General features: G+C 53.7%; 17 protein-coding genes. 16 read left to right on the top strand and 1 reads right to left on the bottom strand.

Annotated features, from left to right (window positions below; all coding sequences use genetic code 11):
• Positions 1-2: 2 nt before the first annotated feature.
• From recG to coaD, 5 genes are all read left to right on the top strand, one after another.
• Positions 3-2,054, top strand: a complete 2,052-nt coding sequence (recG, locus tag NWF35_RS00600) for an ATP-dependent DNA helicase RecG (RefSeq protein WP_301237171.1) — start codon at positions 3-5, stop codon at positions 2,052-2,054.
• Between the two features lie 688 nt (positions 2,055-2,742).
• On the top strand, positions 2,743-3,054 hold the full coding sequence (locus NWF35_RS00595; RefSeq protein ID WP_301237170.1) for a DUF2461 domain-containing protein: 312 nt from the start codon (positions 2,743-2,745) through the stop codon (positions 3,052-3,054).
• Between the two features lie 294 nt (positions 3,055-3,348).
• Entirely contained in the window at positions 3,349-3,945 is a 597-nt protein-coding gene (locus NWF35_RS00590; RefSeq protein WP_301237169.1) for a hypothetical protein, read from the top strand.
• A gap of 626 nt (positions 3,946-4,571) precedes the next feature.
• A complete protein-coding gene (gene rsmD, locus NWF35_RS00585; protein WP_301237168.1) occupies positions 4,572-5,132 on the top strand; it encodes a 16S rRNA (guanine(966)-N(2))-methyltransferase RsmD in 561 nt (186 codons plus the stop codon).
• Positions 5,133-5,144: 12 nt separating this feature from the next.
• The gene (gene coaD, locus NWF35_RS00580) at positions 5,145-5,627 is read left to right on the top strand and encodes a pantetheine-phosphate adenylyltransferase (RefSeq protein ID WP_301237167.1); all 483 of its coding nucleotides are present in this window, start codon (positions 5,145-5,147) and stop codon (positions 5,625-5,627) included.
• 26 nt (positions 5,628-5,653) lie between these two features.
• Here the strand turns inward: coaD and ylbJ are convergent, their stop codons facing one another.
• Positions 5,654-6,898 (bottom strand): sporulation integral membrane protein YlbJ, encoded by a 1,245-nt coding sequence (ylbJ, locus tag NWF35_RS00575; RefSeq protein WP_301237166.1) that lies wholly within the window; start codon positions 6,896-6,898, stop codon positions 5,654-5,656.
• Between the two features lie 154 nt (positions 6,899-7,052).
• On the opposite strand from ylbJ, the gene NWF35_RS00570 reads away from it, so the two are divergent.
• The 11 genes from NWF35_RS00570 (at position 7,053) to fabF (ending at position 16,245) form a co-directional block, all read left to right on the top strand.
• Positions 7,053-7,883 carry a patatin-like phospholipase family protein gene (locus NWF35_RS00570; RefSeq protein WP_301237204.1) on the top strand — a complete coding sequence of 277 codons (831 nt, stop codon included), beginning with the start codon at positions 7,053-7,055 and terminating at the stop codon, positions 7,881-7,883.
• A complete protein-coding gene (locus NWF35_RS00565; RefSeq protein ID WP_301237165.1) occupies positions 7,867-8,982 on the top strand; it encodes a SepM family pheromone-processing serine protease in 1,116 nt (371 codons plus the stop codon). The genes NWF35_RS00570 and NWF35_RS00565 overlap by 17 nt, the downstream gene beginning before the upstream one ends.
• An 11-nt stretch (positions 8,983-8,993) precedes the next feature.
• Positions 8,994-9,518, top strand: coding sequence for a YceD family protein (locus NWF35_RS00560; RefSeq protein WP_301237164.1), 525 nt, complete (start codon positions 8,994-8,996; stop codon positions 9,516-9,518).
• Positions 9,519-9,586: 68 nt separating this feature from the next.
• A complete protein-coding gene (gene rpmF, locus NWF35_RS00555; protein ID WP_205492438.1) occupies positions 9,587-9,763 on the top strand; it encodes a 50S ribosomal protein L32 in 177 nt (58 codons plus the stop codon).
• A 158-nt stretch (positions 9,764-9,921) separates the two neighbouring features.
• On the top strand, positions 9,922-10,506 hold the full coding sequence (gene fapR, locus NWF35_RS00550) for a transcription factor FapR (protein WP_301237163.1): 585 nt from the start codon (positions 9,922-9,924) through the stop codon (positions 10,504-10,506).
• Entirely contained in the window at positions 10,506-11,498 is a 993-nt protein-coding gene (plsX, locus tag NWF35_RS00545; protein WP_301237162.1) for a phosphate acyltransferase PlsX, read from the top strand. Before fapR ends, plsX begins: the two co-directional genes overlap by 1 nt.
• A 5-nt stretch (positions 11,499-11,503) precedes the next feature.
• Complete coding sequence (locus tag NWF35_RS00540) at positions 11,504-12,511, top strand: beta-ketoacyl-ACP synthase III (protein ID WP_435873792.1); 1,008 nt, start codon at positions 11,504-11,506, stop codon at positions 12,509-12,511.
• Between the two features lie 234 nt (positions 12,512-12,745).
• A complete protein-coding gene (gene fabD / locus NWF35_RS00535; protein ID WP_301237161.1) occupies positions 12,746-13,684 on the top strand; it encodes an ACP S-malonyltransferase in 939 nt (312 codons plus the stop codon).
• Between the two features lie 23 nt (positions 13,685-13,707).
• Entirely contained in the window at positions 13,708-14,451 is a 744-nt protein-coding gene (gene fabG, locus NWF35_RS00530; protein WP_301237160.1) for a 3-oxoacyl-[acyl-carrier-protein] reductase, read from the top strand.
• Positions 14,452-14,571: 120 nt separating this feature from the next.
• Positions 14,572-14,805, top strand: coding sequence for an acyl carrier protein (acpP, locus tag NWF35_RS00525; protein WP_301237159.1), 234 nt, complete (start codon positions 14,572-14,574; stop codon positions 14,803-14,805).
• 195 nt (positions 14,806-15,000) lie between these two features.
• The gene (gene fabF, locus NWF35_RS00520) at positions 15,001-16,245 is read left to right on the top strand and encodes a beta-ketoacyl-ACP synthase II (RefSeq protein ID WP_301237158.1); all 1,245 of its coding nucleotides are present in this window, start codon (positions 15,001-15,003) and stop codon (positions 16,243-16,245) included.
• Positions 16,246-16,266 lie beyond the last annotated feature (21 nt).

Raw genomic sequence — 16,266 nt, 5'->3', positions numbered from 1 at the left:
GGATGGATTTGAGAAACACGCCAGTGACGGCAATGACGGGAGTGGGAGAAAAGCGGGCAGAAGAGCTGGAGCAGTTGGGCATCCGAACCGTGGAGGACTTGTTGACCTATTTTCCATACCGGTACGAAGATTACCGTCTGGTCGATCTGACCTCGGCGGAGCACGAGGAGCGCGTCACCGTCCGGGGCAAGTTGATCACTCTCCCCAGCATCCGATGGTATGGCGGAAAAAAGTCCCGCATCAGCGCCAAACTGGATGTGGACGGTTTGGCGGTTCAAGTGGTGTGGTTCAATCAGGCATATCTCAAATCCAAGCTCCAAATAGGGCAGTCCCTGATGGTTTCGGGAAAGTGGGATCGGCATCGTCTGCAGATTACTGCGGATCGGACTTTTTTCAACAGTGCCGAGCAGGAAAAGCAAGCCGGTCGCCTCTTGCCGGTCTATTCGATCTCGGGCAGCATCAAGGTCGCTTGGTTGCGCAAAACCATCCATCAGGCTTTTCTTCAGTTTGGACGACAAATTGAAGAGGTGTTGCCGGCGGAGATCATTGAACGGTACCGGTTGATGGACCGGGCGCAGGCCATGTATCGTCTCCATTTTCCTCGAAGCAGGGAGGAAGGAAGCCGTGCTCGACGTCGAATGGCATATGAGGAGCTGTTTTTGTATGAATTGAAACTTCTTCATTGGCGCAGGCAGACGCGTGAACGGGTAGAAGGCATTGCCCATGAATTTGATACAGGTCAAGTCAAACAAATGATCGAGGGTTTGCCGTTTTCCCTGACGGGTGCCCAACAGCGTGTCGTCCGCGAAATTTTGGACGATTTGCGAGCGCCGGAGCAGATGCACCGTCTGTTGCAAGGAGATGTGGGTTCAGGTAAAACGGTCATTGCAGCGATCGCGCTCTACGCCAATTATCTGAGCGGTTGTCAGGGCGCGTTGATGGTGCCGACCGAGATCCTGGCTGAGCAGCATATGCAGTCATTGCGGAAGCTCCTGGAACCGTACGGCGTCCGTTTGGCTTTGTTGACGGGAAGTTTGACCACCAAAGAGCGGCGGGAAGTACTGGGTGAATTGCAGATGGGGTTGACCGATGTGGTGGTGGGAACGCATGCGTTGATCCAGGAGCCTGTGACGTTTCAACGTTTGGGATTGGTGATCACCGACGAGCAACACCGGTTCGGGGTGAAGCAGCGGGCCCGTTTTCGGGAAAAAGGAGAAGCACCGGACGTACTCCATATGACGGCGACGCCCATTCCTCGTACACTGGCGATCACGGTTTACGGGGATATGGATGTCTCGGTGATCGATGAAATGCCGGCCGGTCGTCAACCTGTCGACACCTATTGGGTCAAATCCGATGTATGGCCACGTGTGGTGCAATTTATCGCGAAGGAATGCCGCAACCATCATCAGGCGTATGTCATCTGCCCCCTGATCGACGAATCCGAGAAACTGGATTTGCAAAACGCCCAGGCTGTGTTTGAAGAATTGACGCAAACGCTGGCGCCCGTGCGGGTTGGTCTTTTACATGGAAAAATGTCTCCGGCGGAGAAAGAAGAAGTGATGCGGCGGTTTGCGGCCAATGACATCCAGGTGTTGGTGTCCACCACCGTTGTGGAAGTAGGGGTCAACGTACCCAACGCCACTGTAATGGTCGTTTATGATGCCGACCGTTTCGGATTGGCCCAACTCCATCAGTTGCGCGGTCGGGTGGGCCGCGGCGGCGGTTCGGCTACTTGCATTCTGGTAGCTGATCCCAAAACGGAAACGGGCGTGGAACGGATGCGAATTATGACAGAGACGACAGACGGATTTGAAATCGCTCAACGTGATTTGGAACTGAGGGGACCGGGAGATTTCTTTGGTGTCAAACAGAGCGGGTTGCCCGATTTTCGGGTGGCAGATGTGGTGGAGGATGCCAAGATCCTGGAAATTGCCCGTACGGATGCCATCCGGCTGATCACAAGCCCTGATTTTTGGCAGCGCAATGAATGGTCGCCCCTGCACCGCTACCTTCGAAGTTTGGATGAAGAAGGACAAGTAAATTTTGATTGAACAAGTTTTACGTTGTCGATTTGCACATAAGAATATGTTGTGACTGAAAAAACCTAGAGGTTCCGCGCCTCTAGGTTTTCTCCCGGATGTTGGACCCGTCTCACCATCAGAATGGGTCTTTTTTTCTCGCCTTCCTTTTGTAACGCCGTCCATATCGCTGCGACAGTTGTGTCAGTGTCTCGATCAGCCTGACGACCGCAGAGAAGAGTATGATCCATTTCTCCACGTTCGTACCCTCCTTTCTAATCAAGGCTGCTACTGACGGCGGACTTGCCAGCCAACTCCCGTCAAGTCAATGGGGTCAATGGTAGAAAGGAGCGCAGATGTTGGAATACAGATGGTGAAGTCAGAAAGCGGTAGGTGGGGTGGAAACGAGCGGATAAACAAGAGGTTTCAGTCCGATTGCTTTGGGGTAAAAATATATTCCGAATTTTTTAAAATAAGCTTCCGAAATTGGTTAAATCTGGGTGCTGGCCTAACTCCAATATACCATATCAAACCAATGATGTAAACACATAGAAATATTTTTCGGCCGACTCGGCGTTTTTTTTATTGGGATTCTACCTTCCGCCCGCGATTTTTGCAGGCCAGGTGAACAGATTTGGCAATTACGCATAGGCTGTTGGTATCAAATCGATAACTGAGTGACTATCTGTCGAGATCCGACGGTCAGATGGAGGAGAAAGCTGTGAATCCGGATAAAGCGCTCTATATGGATTTGGCCAGAACGATCAATCAGACGTTGGGAAGAAAGGCGATTCACCCGGAAAGGATTCGCCAAGCCGTTGAAGAAGCCAAACGGATCAAGCGATATGGCGGTACATCGGAACTGATGCATTATGCCACTCATTTATACGAAACTTGGTTTACCCCGGAAGAAGTGGAGATGTTGAAGCGATCTCCGAGAAAAAAGGAATTGTCGCACCGTATGATCGATCTGTTGGTCCTGGAAAAAGTGCTGACTCCCGCGCAAGGGATGATGTTCAAGCACATGGTGTAACGGCGGTACGTGGATCGGTTCAGCTAGGGGTTGTTTCGTAATTCCGGTAAGCTTTACATTTTCCGGCTTAGCATGGATGGATAGCGATAAAGAAAATTTTTTGAAGACAACCCCCAGGTTGTACCTGGTCATTTTCCGTCAGGTGAAAGGGTGGCGCACTCTTTGGGCAATCCCCCTCAAAAGATTGGGTGGGTTGAATGGGCCGATATCTCAGACAGGATAAGGGCATCCGTCATACGATAGCAGTGTATCCATGGTTGCACATTCAAAAGCTTGAAAGGGGGAAGGCGCCCTTTGAAAAAACTGCGGACCCATAGCCAGCCCCAATCCCGTGGTTTGAGCTGGTTACAGGAAAAAGTGGATCAACTGTTGAAAGACCGTCTGGAACACCTTTCGCGTCTGCGTGAACAACAACTGCAACCTCACGAACCTCCCGGCGCGCCGCAAGGTCATGAATCGCCTCATCGGCATGGAATGACCGAATTAAATCCGATGGAATCTCCACGTCATAGAGAGTTGCCCCCGGCTCCGCCGTGGGGTGAAGAATGGCCGGCCCCGCCGCGGAATCAGGATGGAGCATCCGAACCGCAGGAGCGAGAAGGCTCCCGAAACATCAGAGAATGGCTGTTGTATGAATGGGACTTTGAGGATATTCCCCCACCGCAGCATCTTTTGGAAAAAGGGGAGAATACACAGAAGCGAGCCCCCGATATGATGGAGTGGCCGCCGATCACTCAGTGGGACGATCTGCATCGCAATAACCGGAGTGTACCAGACTGGGAGGGGTTTCCACCGATTCCAGATGAAACAAAAGAGGCGAAAAGAGCCAAAGTGAATACCGCCAAGAGCGGAGGACGGCGAAGCAGGAACCGGCGTCGTAAAAAACGGTAACCGGAAAGTGTCTGATTCGCAGACGATGTCAAGTCTGCGGATTTTTTTTTTGCACAAAAAAGGACTCGCGGGTAACCCCAGCGAGCCGATAGTATCCGTGCACTTTTGCACCGATACTGAAATGGGAGAGGAGAAACCGGAGGAAGAGCTTATGGGGAAACGTAAGTCTTCTCCGCGGTTTGACGGCATCGGTTGATGCCGCCATTCCTATCGTTGCCACATCCGAAGCAAAATATACGCCTTGGTTATCCGATTTTTTGCTCTCAGCATGAACGCGTTTTCACCAATGTTTTCTTTATGGTAGGATAGAAATGTTCACGTTGATGAAGAAGGCATGTCTGGAGGTATGACACCCCAGAAGGTTTCGCTGAGAACAGAGAAAGAGTGAAAGTCTTCTCCCTATCAAGTGACGCTGGGACGTGTCCAGAAAACCCACAAAGGGGCAATGTATCCCCAGGTGACGACGACCTAATTACAATCAGAGAACCGGAAATCGCGAGGTTCGGATCGCAGGCAATTTCCGGAGGATGAAAGAGAAACGGGAGACTGCTTTTGCGGGACTTTGTGGGTGTTCCTTGCAGATCGGACAGATCAGGCATGTCCAAAAAAAGAGGGTGTATAGACTCATGCGGATTATTGCCGGCGCTGCACGCGGTTTGCGACTGAAAATGGTTCCCGGCAAGCATGTGAGGCCCACCGCGGACAGAGTGAAGGAGTCATTGTTTCACATCATCGGCCCTTTTTTTGAAGGCGGATGGGTGCTGGACCTCTTTGCCGGTACTGGTGCTCTGGGTTTGGAGGCCCTGAGTCGCGGGGTGGATCGCGCGGTGTTCGTGGATCGTCATCGGTTGAGTGTGGAAACGATCCGCGCCAATGTTCAATTGGCCGGCTTCGAGGAACAAGCGGAGATTTATCAGCGAGACGCACGAGCCGCCATCCGAGTGTTGGCCCGTCGCGGGATTCGCTTTCAATTCGTTTTTATTGATCCTCCGTACCGAGAAGGTTGGCATGTGCCCGTGTTGAAGCAATTGGCGGCAACACCGATCTTGGAAAAAAACGGTGTGGTCGTTGTCGAATCAGCGTCTGATCAGGAGCTGCCGAAGGCGGTAGAGGCACTTCACGTTACTCGCGAGCTGGTGTATGGTGACACCGCGATCCGGTTATACCAGCTACAAAGAAATGTTTAGGAGGTGGAGGCGGTGACGGTTGCCGTATATCCTGGAAGTTTTGATCCTTTGACCTACGGTCATCTCGATATCATCCAACGTAGTTCCAAAGTGGTGGACCACCTGATTGTGGCGGTACTACATAATGCACAGAAACAGCCCTTGTTCAGCGTGGACGAGCGGAAAGCCCTCATCAGTGAAGTGGTGGCCGATATGAAAAACGTGGAAGTGGACAGCTTTGACGGGCTGTTGGTCGACTATGTACGCAAACGGAACGCGGATGTCATTGTTCGTGGACTGCGGGCGATTACCGATTTTGAGTACGAGTTGCAATTGGCTTCCATCAATCGAAAGATGAATCCGGACGCGGAAACCCTGTTTATGATGACGAACAATCAATATTCTTTCCTCAGCTCCAAGATGGTCAAAGAGGTGGCCAAATATGGGGCGGATGTCAGCGATCTGGTTCCGCCGCCTGTTGAGGCTGCGCTTCGGAACAAATTTGGATTCCAGTGATCAACCCGGTGGCGACATCGGGTTTTTCACCTTTTGGCGGGAGACTGAGAACGCATCATCTGCATGATCAAACCCAACCCGATCATGACAGTGAAAACGATCAGGGTTTTTTCGGCATTCCACCATACTTGCTCCCCGAACGAAGGCCAGCCGGAAACGGAGATTCGTGCGGCAAATGCGGGAATGGCCACCACTGTCTCCGCCGTTTTCAACGGTGCTCCCAACAGGTAGGTCAATGCTGCGGCCAGGCCGGCATGAATGAATCGGGCCACCAAATATGGCGTGTAGCGAATGTCCGTCTTGCTCAATATGCTGACCACTTGGGCATGAACGGACAATCCGCTCCATGCCAGGACAGCACCGGCAACGGCCAACTGGTCGGTCGGAGAAACGGTGGGCAATGTGTTGCTGATCCCTTGCACCCCCAGTGTCGCTTCGAAGAAGCCGGCGACAAAAGGTGCGGACATTTCCATAGGCACTCCTGCTGCCTGCAGAATCGGACTGATCAGCAGTACGAGGACATGTGTCACACCGAGCAGTGTCAACACTTGGATGATGACGGAAAACATCATGATGAATCCACCGATCATCAATAAGGTCTGAATGGAGGATTGGATCGCGTCCCCCATCAATTTTCCCAATGTTCGTCCGTCTTGCAAGCGGGCGTGATGCATGGCCCGAAATGCGCGGGTCAAGAAAAAAGAATGATCTTCGTGCGAGAGAGTAGTAACCTCGTCGCCCCCGTTATGAAAGCGCATCAACCACCCCACCAGAACACATGCACCATAATGCGCCAAGGCAATGGTGATACCGTAGGAAGCATCACGAAAGAAGCCCACAGCAACGGCGCCGAACAAAAATAACGGGTCAGCGGTGCAAGTGAAGGAAACCAGTCGTTCCCCCTCTACACGGGTCAGTAAGTGTTGTTCCCGAAGTCGTGCCGTCAGTTTCGCCCCCATCGGATAACCTGAGGCGAACCCCATCGCCATGACAAAGCCGCCCGTACCGGGCACACGAAACAGGGGGCGCATCAATGGCTCCAGCAGGATGCCCATGAAGTGGACGACACCGAGCCCCATCAGGATCTCCGATGCGATAAAAAAGGGAAACAGAGCGGGAAAAATGACGTCCCACCAAATTTTTAACCCTTTTAAGGAAGCTTGGAAGGTGGGTTCAGGGTAAAACACCAGTGAAACGGCAAAAAATAAGGCGACCAAAGCAAGTCCCAGTGATTTCAGTTGGGAGAGCAGGACAAGGTTTGTCCGATACATCGGAATCCTCCAAACAGGCGTGAGGTGATGGTGATATCATGTCTACGCGATCATGCGGGGAATTAGACCGCTTGTCTGTCCCATAGAATGCGTAAGGAAATGCGTTGTTTAGAAATCGGCAACGTTTCCTAAGGTGATCGACTTACCATCAGACATGGGACACCCGAAAGGAGGGGGCGTTTTGGGAGGGCCGAAAATTGGATTGGCTTTGGGATCGGGTGGGGCAAGAGGTTGGGCCCATGTTGGAGTGCTCAAGGTGTTGCAGGAAGCGGGCATCCCCGTTCACATGATTGCGGGAAGCAGTATGGGGAGTTTAGTCGGAGCGTTATATGCTAATAACTTAGAGTTGGACATGATTGAAGGTTTGGCGACACGGTTGAAGCGCAAATATTGGGTTGATCTGACCGTTCCGCGCAAAGGATTTATGATCGGTGACAAAGTAAGAGAGCTGATCCGCTTGCTCACACACGGAAAATCAATAGAAGAATTATCTATTCCCTTGGCGGTGGTGGCGACCGATCTCGTAAAAGGGGAACGTGTGGTATTTACGTCCGGTCCGGTTGATTTGGCGGTACGGGCGAGTATCTCCATCCCCGGAATCTTTGAACCAGTCGAATGGGAAGATAAAATCCTGGTTGACGGTGGTGTGATCGACCGCATTCCCATTACGGTGGTTCGTGAGATGGGAGCCGATTTGGTCATTGCGGTCGATGTGGTTCCGCGTTTCAACGAAGTCAAAATCCGGTCGATCTTTGATGTGATTGCGCAAACGCTCGGGGTGATGGAGAGGCAAATGCTCAGCCAGCAATTGATTGAAGCTGACTTCCTGATTCACCCGGAGATGTCTGAAATCAGTCCGACCGCTTTTCATCAGGTGGAGAAATGCATCCGTTTAGGTGAGGAAGCGGCGCGTGCACATGTGGAAAGGATTCGGGAGCGGATCCGCAACTGGGAAGGAGTGGAAGGTGATGGGGTGGCCAAGTAATAATCGGCACCGTTGGCTGCAGGTATTGGCAATATTGGCGGTGTTGGCTGTGTTGGGTTGGGTGATTCCGGTTCCGTATTATGTGATAGCCCCTGGTTCGGCCATGCCGGTGGCACCAATGGTGAAAATTCAGGGTGTGCACCCTGATGAGGCAGGCGCGTTTTACCTTACGACGGTATTGATGAAGGAAGGAAACGTATGGACTTATCTACTGGCCAAATATGGAGATGATGGCGAACTGGTCGCCAAACAGGAAATATTGAGCCCGGGAGAGAATTCACGTGAGTATTTCCAACGGCAGGAAGAAATTATGCGCACTTCGCAGGACAATGCAGTCATCGCCGCATTTCATCAAGCAGGCAAACCTGTTTCAGTGAAACTGCGCGGCGTAAAGATCTTGCGTGTGGTTAAAGGAATGCCGGCGGAAAAAGTATTGAAGGAAAACGATTTGATCCAGGCGATTGACCGACAGCCTGTGCAAACAGCCGATCAGTTGATGCAGGCGTTGAAATGGCGCCACCCAGGAGAACGTGTCCGGCTGCGAGTGGTTCGTAACGGAAAAGTAAGGGAAGAGACGGTGACACTGACCCGTCTTCCGGTGATGCCGGGGAAAATACAGGCGGGAATCGGAATTGTTCCCGTCACGGATCGAGTAGTGAAAACCAGGCCTGTCATCAGATTGAATGCGGGAGACATCGGCGGGCCGTCGGCCGGGTTGATGTTTTCGCTGGAGATCGTCAATCAGCTGACACCCGGCGATTTGACCAAAGGATATCGTGTAGCCGGAACGGGCACGATCTCCCCTGACGGACGTGTGGGGCAAATCGGCGGGGTGGAGCACAAGGTAGTGGCCGCAGAGCGGGAAGGCGCGACCCTCTTTTTTGTACCGAAAGATATCGCACCGGGTGACAGCAATTCGGAAACCGCGCAGGCCACGGTAAGGCGTTTGAAATTGCACATGAAAGTGGTTCCCGTCGCCACCTTGCAGGAAGCAATCCGGTATTTGGAGCGTCTGCCCCAGCGGCGGAAGGCGGCTTTCCATCAGGCGGAAACATTGACAGGTCGTCGGGATTGGCATATAATAACCCTGTTTTCATAAGGAGTGGGAGCATGCAGGTATCCCTGCGGGAACTCAACCGCATCGGGGCGGAAACGCTGGTTTTGAACGAAACGGTTGAACTGGAGGGGCTTGAACGGGAAGTGCGGCAATTGGTTCGGTTTGAGCCGCTCCGCGTTCAGGTCGCTATTTCCCGTAACGACCATCGATTTCATGTGAAAGGTGAACTAGAAACGACGGCGACGGTCGTCTGTTCCAAATGTTTGAAGCGATTTGACGTCCCTTTGCATACCGAATGGGAAGAGTGGTTGACCGACCATCCCGCGTATGCGGAGGAGACGGAGGAACGGGAAGTTCAACTGATCGAATCCGATCCGGTCGATCTTACCCCTTACATACGGGAAGCAATGTTGTTCACCCTTCCGTTTATCCCCGTATGTCGGGAAGATTGCAAGGGGTTGTGTCCCAAGTGTGGCGTCAACCGGAACGAAGTGACCTGCACCTGCGACATGGAACGGATCGATCCCCGACTAGCGGCTTTACAGGATTGGTTCAACCAGCATCCTGAAAAAGATTAGGGCATCTAGGTCATTTAGCGACGATAGGCTGCCCTGATCGGTTCCATCATGTTGGAGGGGGTGAAATCATGGCAGTACCTTTTCGGCGTACATCCAAAACCCGTAAGCGCAAACGGCGCACGCACTTCAAACTGGCTGTACCGGGCATGGTGCGTTGCCCGCAATGCGGCGAATTCAAACTGGCTCACCGCGTGTGCAAAGCATGCGGATACTACAAAGGCAACGAAGTGGCCAGCAATGACTGATCACACGGAATAAAGCGGAAGACCGGCGTCAGCGACCGGTCTTTCATCATTTTTGGGACATTCGCTAAAATAGCCGTTGTATTTTGGCGGCGTTTTCTATATACTAAGTTAGGACTTGGTATTAATAGGTGGTCTTAAAAGGTGGTGAGACTCCCGCTGTGCGCCTCTCGAAGAAAGAACGGCAGCGTCAATTGACGTTGGCGTTACAACAAAACCCGTTCGCGACGGACGAAGAGATGGCCCGCCAATTCGGCGTCAGTATCCAGACGATCCGGTTGGATCGGATGGAATTGGGCATTCCCGAACTGCGGGAACGAATCAAGCACATGGCGGAAGAGAAATTTGACCGGGTGCGTTCGTTGGCGCCGGAAGAGGTGATCGGTGAGATCGTTGAACTCCACCTGGATCACGGCGGAACTTCCATTTTGGAAATCAAGCGGGAGCACGTGTTCACCCGCAATCGCATCGCACGCGGGCACTACCTGTTTGCGCAGGCCAATTCGCTGGCGGTGGCGATTATCGATGCGGAGATCGTGTTGACCGCTTCGGCGGGTATTCGCTTTCTGCGCCCCGTTCGCTTGGGGGAAAAATGCGTTGCCAGGGCGAAAGTAGTGAAGAAAGGTGCCCACCGCGTACAAGTCGACGTGAAAACCTATGTGGAAGAAGAAATCGTCTTTCAAGGCGAATTCGATATGTATCGTGCCTCGGGAGACGAGGCGGTTAAATTGAAGGAGGGGCATTGATGCGCATTGCGTTGGACGTAATGGGCGGGGACCATGCGCCAACGGCCATATTCGAAGGAGTGCGGCAAGCGGCTGAACAATGGCCGGATTTGCGTTTGATATTGATCGGCCGGGAAGAAGTCTTGCATTCTCAAACGAGTTATCCATCCAATGTGGAACTCCATTCCGTCACCGAGTCGATCGACGCGGGAGAAGAGCCGGTCAAGGCCATCCGACGTAAAAAGGATTCGTCCATCGTCGTCGGTTGCCGGATGGTGAAGGAGGGCAAGGCGGACGCATTCATCAGTGCCGGCAATACGGGCGCACTGATGGCGGCCGGGCTGTTTTACACCGGCAGATTGCAGGGGGTTGACCGTCCAGCATTGGCGCCGGTGTTCCCCACGATGGACGGACGCGGCATATTGGTATTGGACGTGGGTGCCAATCCGGAAGCCAAACCGGAGCATTTGGCGCAATACGCCAGGATGGGTGCGATCTATGCCGAAAAGGTATTGGGTTTTGAAAAACCGCGTGTCGGTTTGCTCAACATCGGAACGGAGGAAGGGAAAGGAACGGATCGGACCAAAGAGGCGTACAACTTGCTGTCGCAGTTGCCCATACGGTTTATCGGCAACGTGGAAGCGCGGGACGTGTTGTACGGGGTGTGCGACGTTCTCGTGTGTGACGGTTTTTCCGGCAATATTCTGCTGAAAAACACAGAAGGCGTGGCCAAGGCGATTTTTGAACGGTTGAAAGCGGAATTTACCCGTACATGGTTGAACAAATTGGCTGCGGCGATTTTGAAACCTGGTCTGAAACGGTTCGCCAAAGCGATGGATTACACCGAACATGGCGGTGCGCCGCTGTTGGGGTTAAGCGGGGCGATCGTCAAGGCACACGGATCTTCTGACGCCAACGCGATTACCAATGCGATTCGCCAGGCGCGTCGGTTTGTGGAACAGGCGGTGATTTCACAGATCTCCGGTGAGATCGGGAATGACAGGGGGGAATGACGACGATGATGCGATCCGTGGGGATTTTAGGAACCGGCGCGCATTTGCCGGAAAAGGTGTTAACCAATTCCGATTTGGAGAAGATGGTGGATACTTCGGATGAGTGGATTGTGAGCCGAACCGGTATCCGGGAGCGGCGCATCGCGGCGGATAATGAAGCATCTTCGGACTTGGCGGTGGAGGCCGGACGAAAAGCGTTGGAAGCGGCGGGGATCACACCTGATCAGTTGGACTTGATCATTGTGGCCACGGTGACGCCCGACATGATGTTCCCTGCAACGGCCTGCCTCGTACAGGACCGACTGGGAGCTTCAAAAGCGGCTACTTTTGATCTGTCCGCCGCTTGCACCGGATTTTTGTACGGAATTACCACGGCGGTCCAATTCATCGCCAACGGAATCTATCGTTACGCTTTGGTGATCGGTGTCGATTGTTTGTCCAAAATCACCAACTGGGAGGATCGGAATACTTGTGTGCTGTTTGGCGATGGGGCGGGCGCAGTGGTACTGGGCCCCGTCGAAGAGGGATATGGTTTCCTCTCGTTTGATTTGGGCGCGGATGGTTCGGGTGGTAACCTGTTGCTTCAGCCGGCCGGGGGTTCGCGTATTCCGGCGACAGTGGAGTCGGTGGAGAAAAAACTGCACACTATCTCCATGTCTGGCGGGGAAGTGTTCAAATTCGCCGTTCGCGTCATGGGCAATGCCGCCGAAGAGGCGTTGAAAAAAGCGGGGTTGACCAAGGACGACATCGATTTTCTCGTCCCGCACCAAGCCAATATCCGCATCATCGACGCCGCGGTAAGGCGTTTCGGTCTGTCGGAAGACAAAGTGATTGTCAACTTGGATCGCTATGGTAACATGTCGTCTGCCTCCATCCCGGTCGCGTTGGACGAAGCCGTGCGTGAAGGTCGCATTCGTGAGGGAGATACCCTGGTGCTCGTCGGATTCGGCGGTGGACTGACTTGGGGTGCGGCCGTACTCAAGTGGTCCACCAAAGAAAAACTAGGGGACTAAGACCTGGCTGGTCATTCGACCAAGCGGCAATGTTTTCCAGGCGAGAGCCGGGAATGCGATGTGGACGCTATGGATCAGACACCCCTACAAGCATGTCTGGTTATTTTAGGAAAGGGAAGCCTGTTTCTCGCGGTCGACCTTAACTTTGAGATTGGTGAACTAAAGCGAGTGAGAAATAGAATGGATTCGACACACCCCAAACACGGCGCAAGTTGACGGAAAGGAGCAGGAACGATGGGAAAAATCGCGTTTCTCTTCCCCGGTCAGGGATCGCAATCCGTGGGGATGGGTCGGGCCATCGCGGAACACGACGAGCGTGCGGCACGTCTTTTCGCTCAGGCGGATGAAGTGCTCGGTTATGCGTTGTCTCGACTCTGTTTCGAAGGCCCTGAAGAGGAGTTGCGCCTGACGGCTAACACGCAACCGGCAATTTTGACCACCAGTATGGCTATCTATACGGTTTTTGCTGACGCAGGGATCGAGCCCGATTATGTGGCGGGACACAGCCTGGGAGAATATTCGGCGTTGACCGCCGCAGGAGCACTTGATTTTGCGGATGCGGTGGCCACCGTGCATCGGCGCGGACTGTTCATGGAAGAAGCAGTCCCTGCCGGTCAGGGGGCGATGTCGGCGGTGATGGGATTGGAACGCGAGGCGTTGGATGCGGTGTGCCGAGAAGTGACGCGCGAAGGCCACGTAGTGGTGGCGGCCAATTACAACTGCCCTGGGCAGATCGTCATTTCCGGACATCGTGACGCCGTCGAGGAAGCGGGCGAAAAAGCCAAAGCCGCCGGGGCTCGTCGAGTGATTCCGCTCGCCGTCAGCGGCCCCTTCCATTCACCTTTGATGCAACCGGCGGCCGAACGGTTAAAAGATGTTCTCGATGCCATCACCGTCCGTGATGCACGCGTACCGGTCGTGGCCAACGTCTCGGCCTCTCCGATCCAAGACGCGGATGAGATCCGCCGTTCGCTGGTGGAACAAGTGGCCAGCCCCGTTTTGTGGGAGGATAGTGTTCGCTGGATGTTGAATCAGGGAGTGGACACGTTCGTGGAGATCGGACCGGGCAACGTGTTGACCGGATTGGTGCGGAAAGTGGAGCGCGAAGTGACTGCTGTTTCCGTACAGGACGTGGAAACACTGCAGGCAGCAGTGGATACGTTGCGAAAATGACGATGACCGAAGGAGGCTCACGCATGTTAACCGGTAAAGTGGCGATCGTCACCGGCGGTTCCCGCGGCATCGGGCGGGCCGTTTCACTCCGATTGGCCCGAGCGGGTGCTGATGTAGCTGTCGTGTTTGCTGGCAACCGCGAAAAGGCGGAAGCCGTCGTCGGCGAAATTCAGGAGATGGGTCGACGGTCCGTGGCGATCCAGGCTGACGTTTCACAGGCAGAACAAGTGGACGCCATGGTGAAACAAGTGATCGAGGCGTTTGGCCGAATCGATATTTTGGTGAACAACGCAGGAATCACCCGTGACAATCTCCTGCTCCGATTGAAAGAGGAAGATTGGGACGCGGTGATGAGCACCAACCTCAAAGGGGTGTTCCTGTGCACCAAGGCGGTCACCCGCCAAATGATGAAACAACGCTTCGGCCGCATTATCAACATCAGCTCTGTGGTGGGATTGATCGGGAACCCGGGGCAAGCCAACTATGTGGCCGCCAAAGCCGGCGTGATCGGCTTGACCAAAACGGCGGCGCGCGAATTGGCCAGCCGGGGCATCACCGTGAATGCAATTGCACCAGGTTTTATCGAAACCGATATGACGGCTGTATTGGGAGAGGAAACCCGGGAGCAGATGCTCAGTCAAATCCCGTTGGGCCGTTTTGGTTCCGCTGAGGATGTGGCCGGTGCGGTTGCGTTTTTGGCGTCCGATGACGCCGCCTACATCACGGGACAAACCTTGAATGTGGACGGCGGCATGGTGACTTACTAACATCGTGAATCCACGGTGGGTTGACGCATATGGTCGGATATTCGACGGCGTTGCTCATCGTTTTGGATTGCTAGTCTTTTAATGGTACTTTTCGTATAATACGAAAGGGAGGTGAACAAGATGGCAGATACGTTGGAGCGTGTGAAACGCATCATTGTAGACAAGCTCAACGTGGATCCTTCCGAAGTGACTCCGGAAGCCTCGATCAAGGAAGATCTGGGAGCTGACTCCCTTGATGTGATGGATTTGGTTCTGGAGCTGGAAGATGAGTTTGAAATGGAGATTTCGGACGAAGACGCTGAAAAAATCTCCACGGTGGGGGATATCATCGCGTACATCGAGTCCCACAAATAATCAAAGTCCCGTTACATAACGGGACTTTCAGGTTATTGATATCTCGACCTGAGCAGGGGGGCGTTTTCCCGGCCGGATGTCCGCTATACGGCGGATTGCGGCGGGAAACGCATCCTCTCCCCCATATGAAGAAGTAGAAGGGGTGCATAACGGCACCCTTCACATAGATCAGTTGTTGGAAAAGGCGGTGGAATCATGAGCCGACGAGTGGTGATCAGTGGCTTGGGGGTCATTTCGCCGATCGGCAACGACTTGTCGACGTTTTGGAACAATCTGATCGCCGGAAAATCCGGCGTGGGTCCAGTGACCCAGTTTGATGCGAGCGACTATCCCACGCGCATCGCGGCGGAAGTCAAAGACTTTGACCCGTTGGATTACATGGACAGAAAAGAAGCACGGCGCATGGACCGTTTTGTTCAGTTTGCTGTTGCCGCTGCCCGCCAAGCATTGGAACATGCCGGATTGGACATGAATCAGGTGGATCCGGATCGTGTCGGGGTGTACATCGGCTCGGGCATCGGCGGTTTGACCACTTGGGAGGAACAGTACCAAGTCTTGTTGAATCGTGGACCAAACCGGGTGAGCCCGTTCTTCATCCCGATGATGATCTCCAATATGGCGGCGGGTCAGGTATCCATTATTACCGGTGCCAAAGGGCCCAACAGCACATCTGTATCTGCCTGTGCCTCTGGTACGCACTCCATCGGGGACGCGTTTCGGATCATCCAGCACGGGGATGCCGACGTCATGATTGCCGGCGGGGCGGAATCCACGATCCGTCCACTCGCATTTGCCGGATTTTGTGCGGCTCGTGCCATGTCCACGCGCAATGACGAGCCGGAAAAGGCGAGCCGGCCGTTTGATAAAGATCGGGACGGGTTTGTCATGGGCGAAGGAGCGGGCGTCTTGATTCTGGAGGAACTGGAGCACGCGAAAAAACGGGGAGCCAACATCATCGCCGAAATTGTGGGTTACGGTATGAGCGGTGACGCCTACCACCTTACCTCACCTGCACCGGGAGGAGAAGGGGCAGCCCGTGCCATGACGCGCGCCATCCAAGAAGCCGGACTGAAACCGGAAGATATCGATTACATCAATGCTCACGGTACGTCGACCGACCTCAATGACAAATTTGAAACCATTTCCATCAAAAAGGCGTTCGGCGATCATGCCTACAAGTTGGCCATTAGCTCCAACAAGTCGATGATCGGACATATGCTAGGCGCCGCAGGTGGTGTCGAAGCGGTGGCGACAGCGATGACGCTCAAAGAGCAAATCATCCCGCCGACGATCAACTATGAAACACCGGATCCGGAATGCGATCTGGATTACGTCCCCAACGAAGCCCGTCGTGCGCGCGTAAGAGCCGCTTTGTCCAACTCGTTCGGATTTGGCGGTCACAATGCGACGATCGCTTTGAAAACCTATGAGGACGCGTAATGACCAGGTGGTGAAAGACGG

It is taken from the genome of Polycladomyces subterraneus, assembly GCF_030433435.1.
Lineage (GTDB): Bacteria > Bacillota > Bacilli > Thermoactinomycetales > JIR-001 > Polycladomyces > Polycladomyces subterraneus.
Note: the sequence above shows the minus strand (reverse complement) of the source record. Positions and strands in the feature narration are given on the sequence as shown.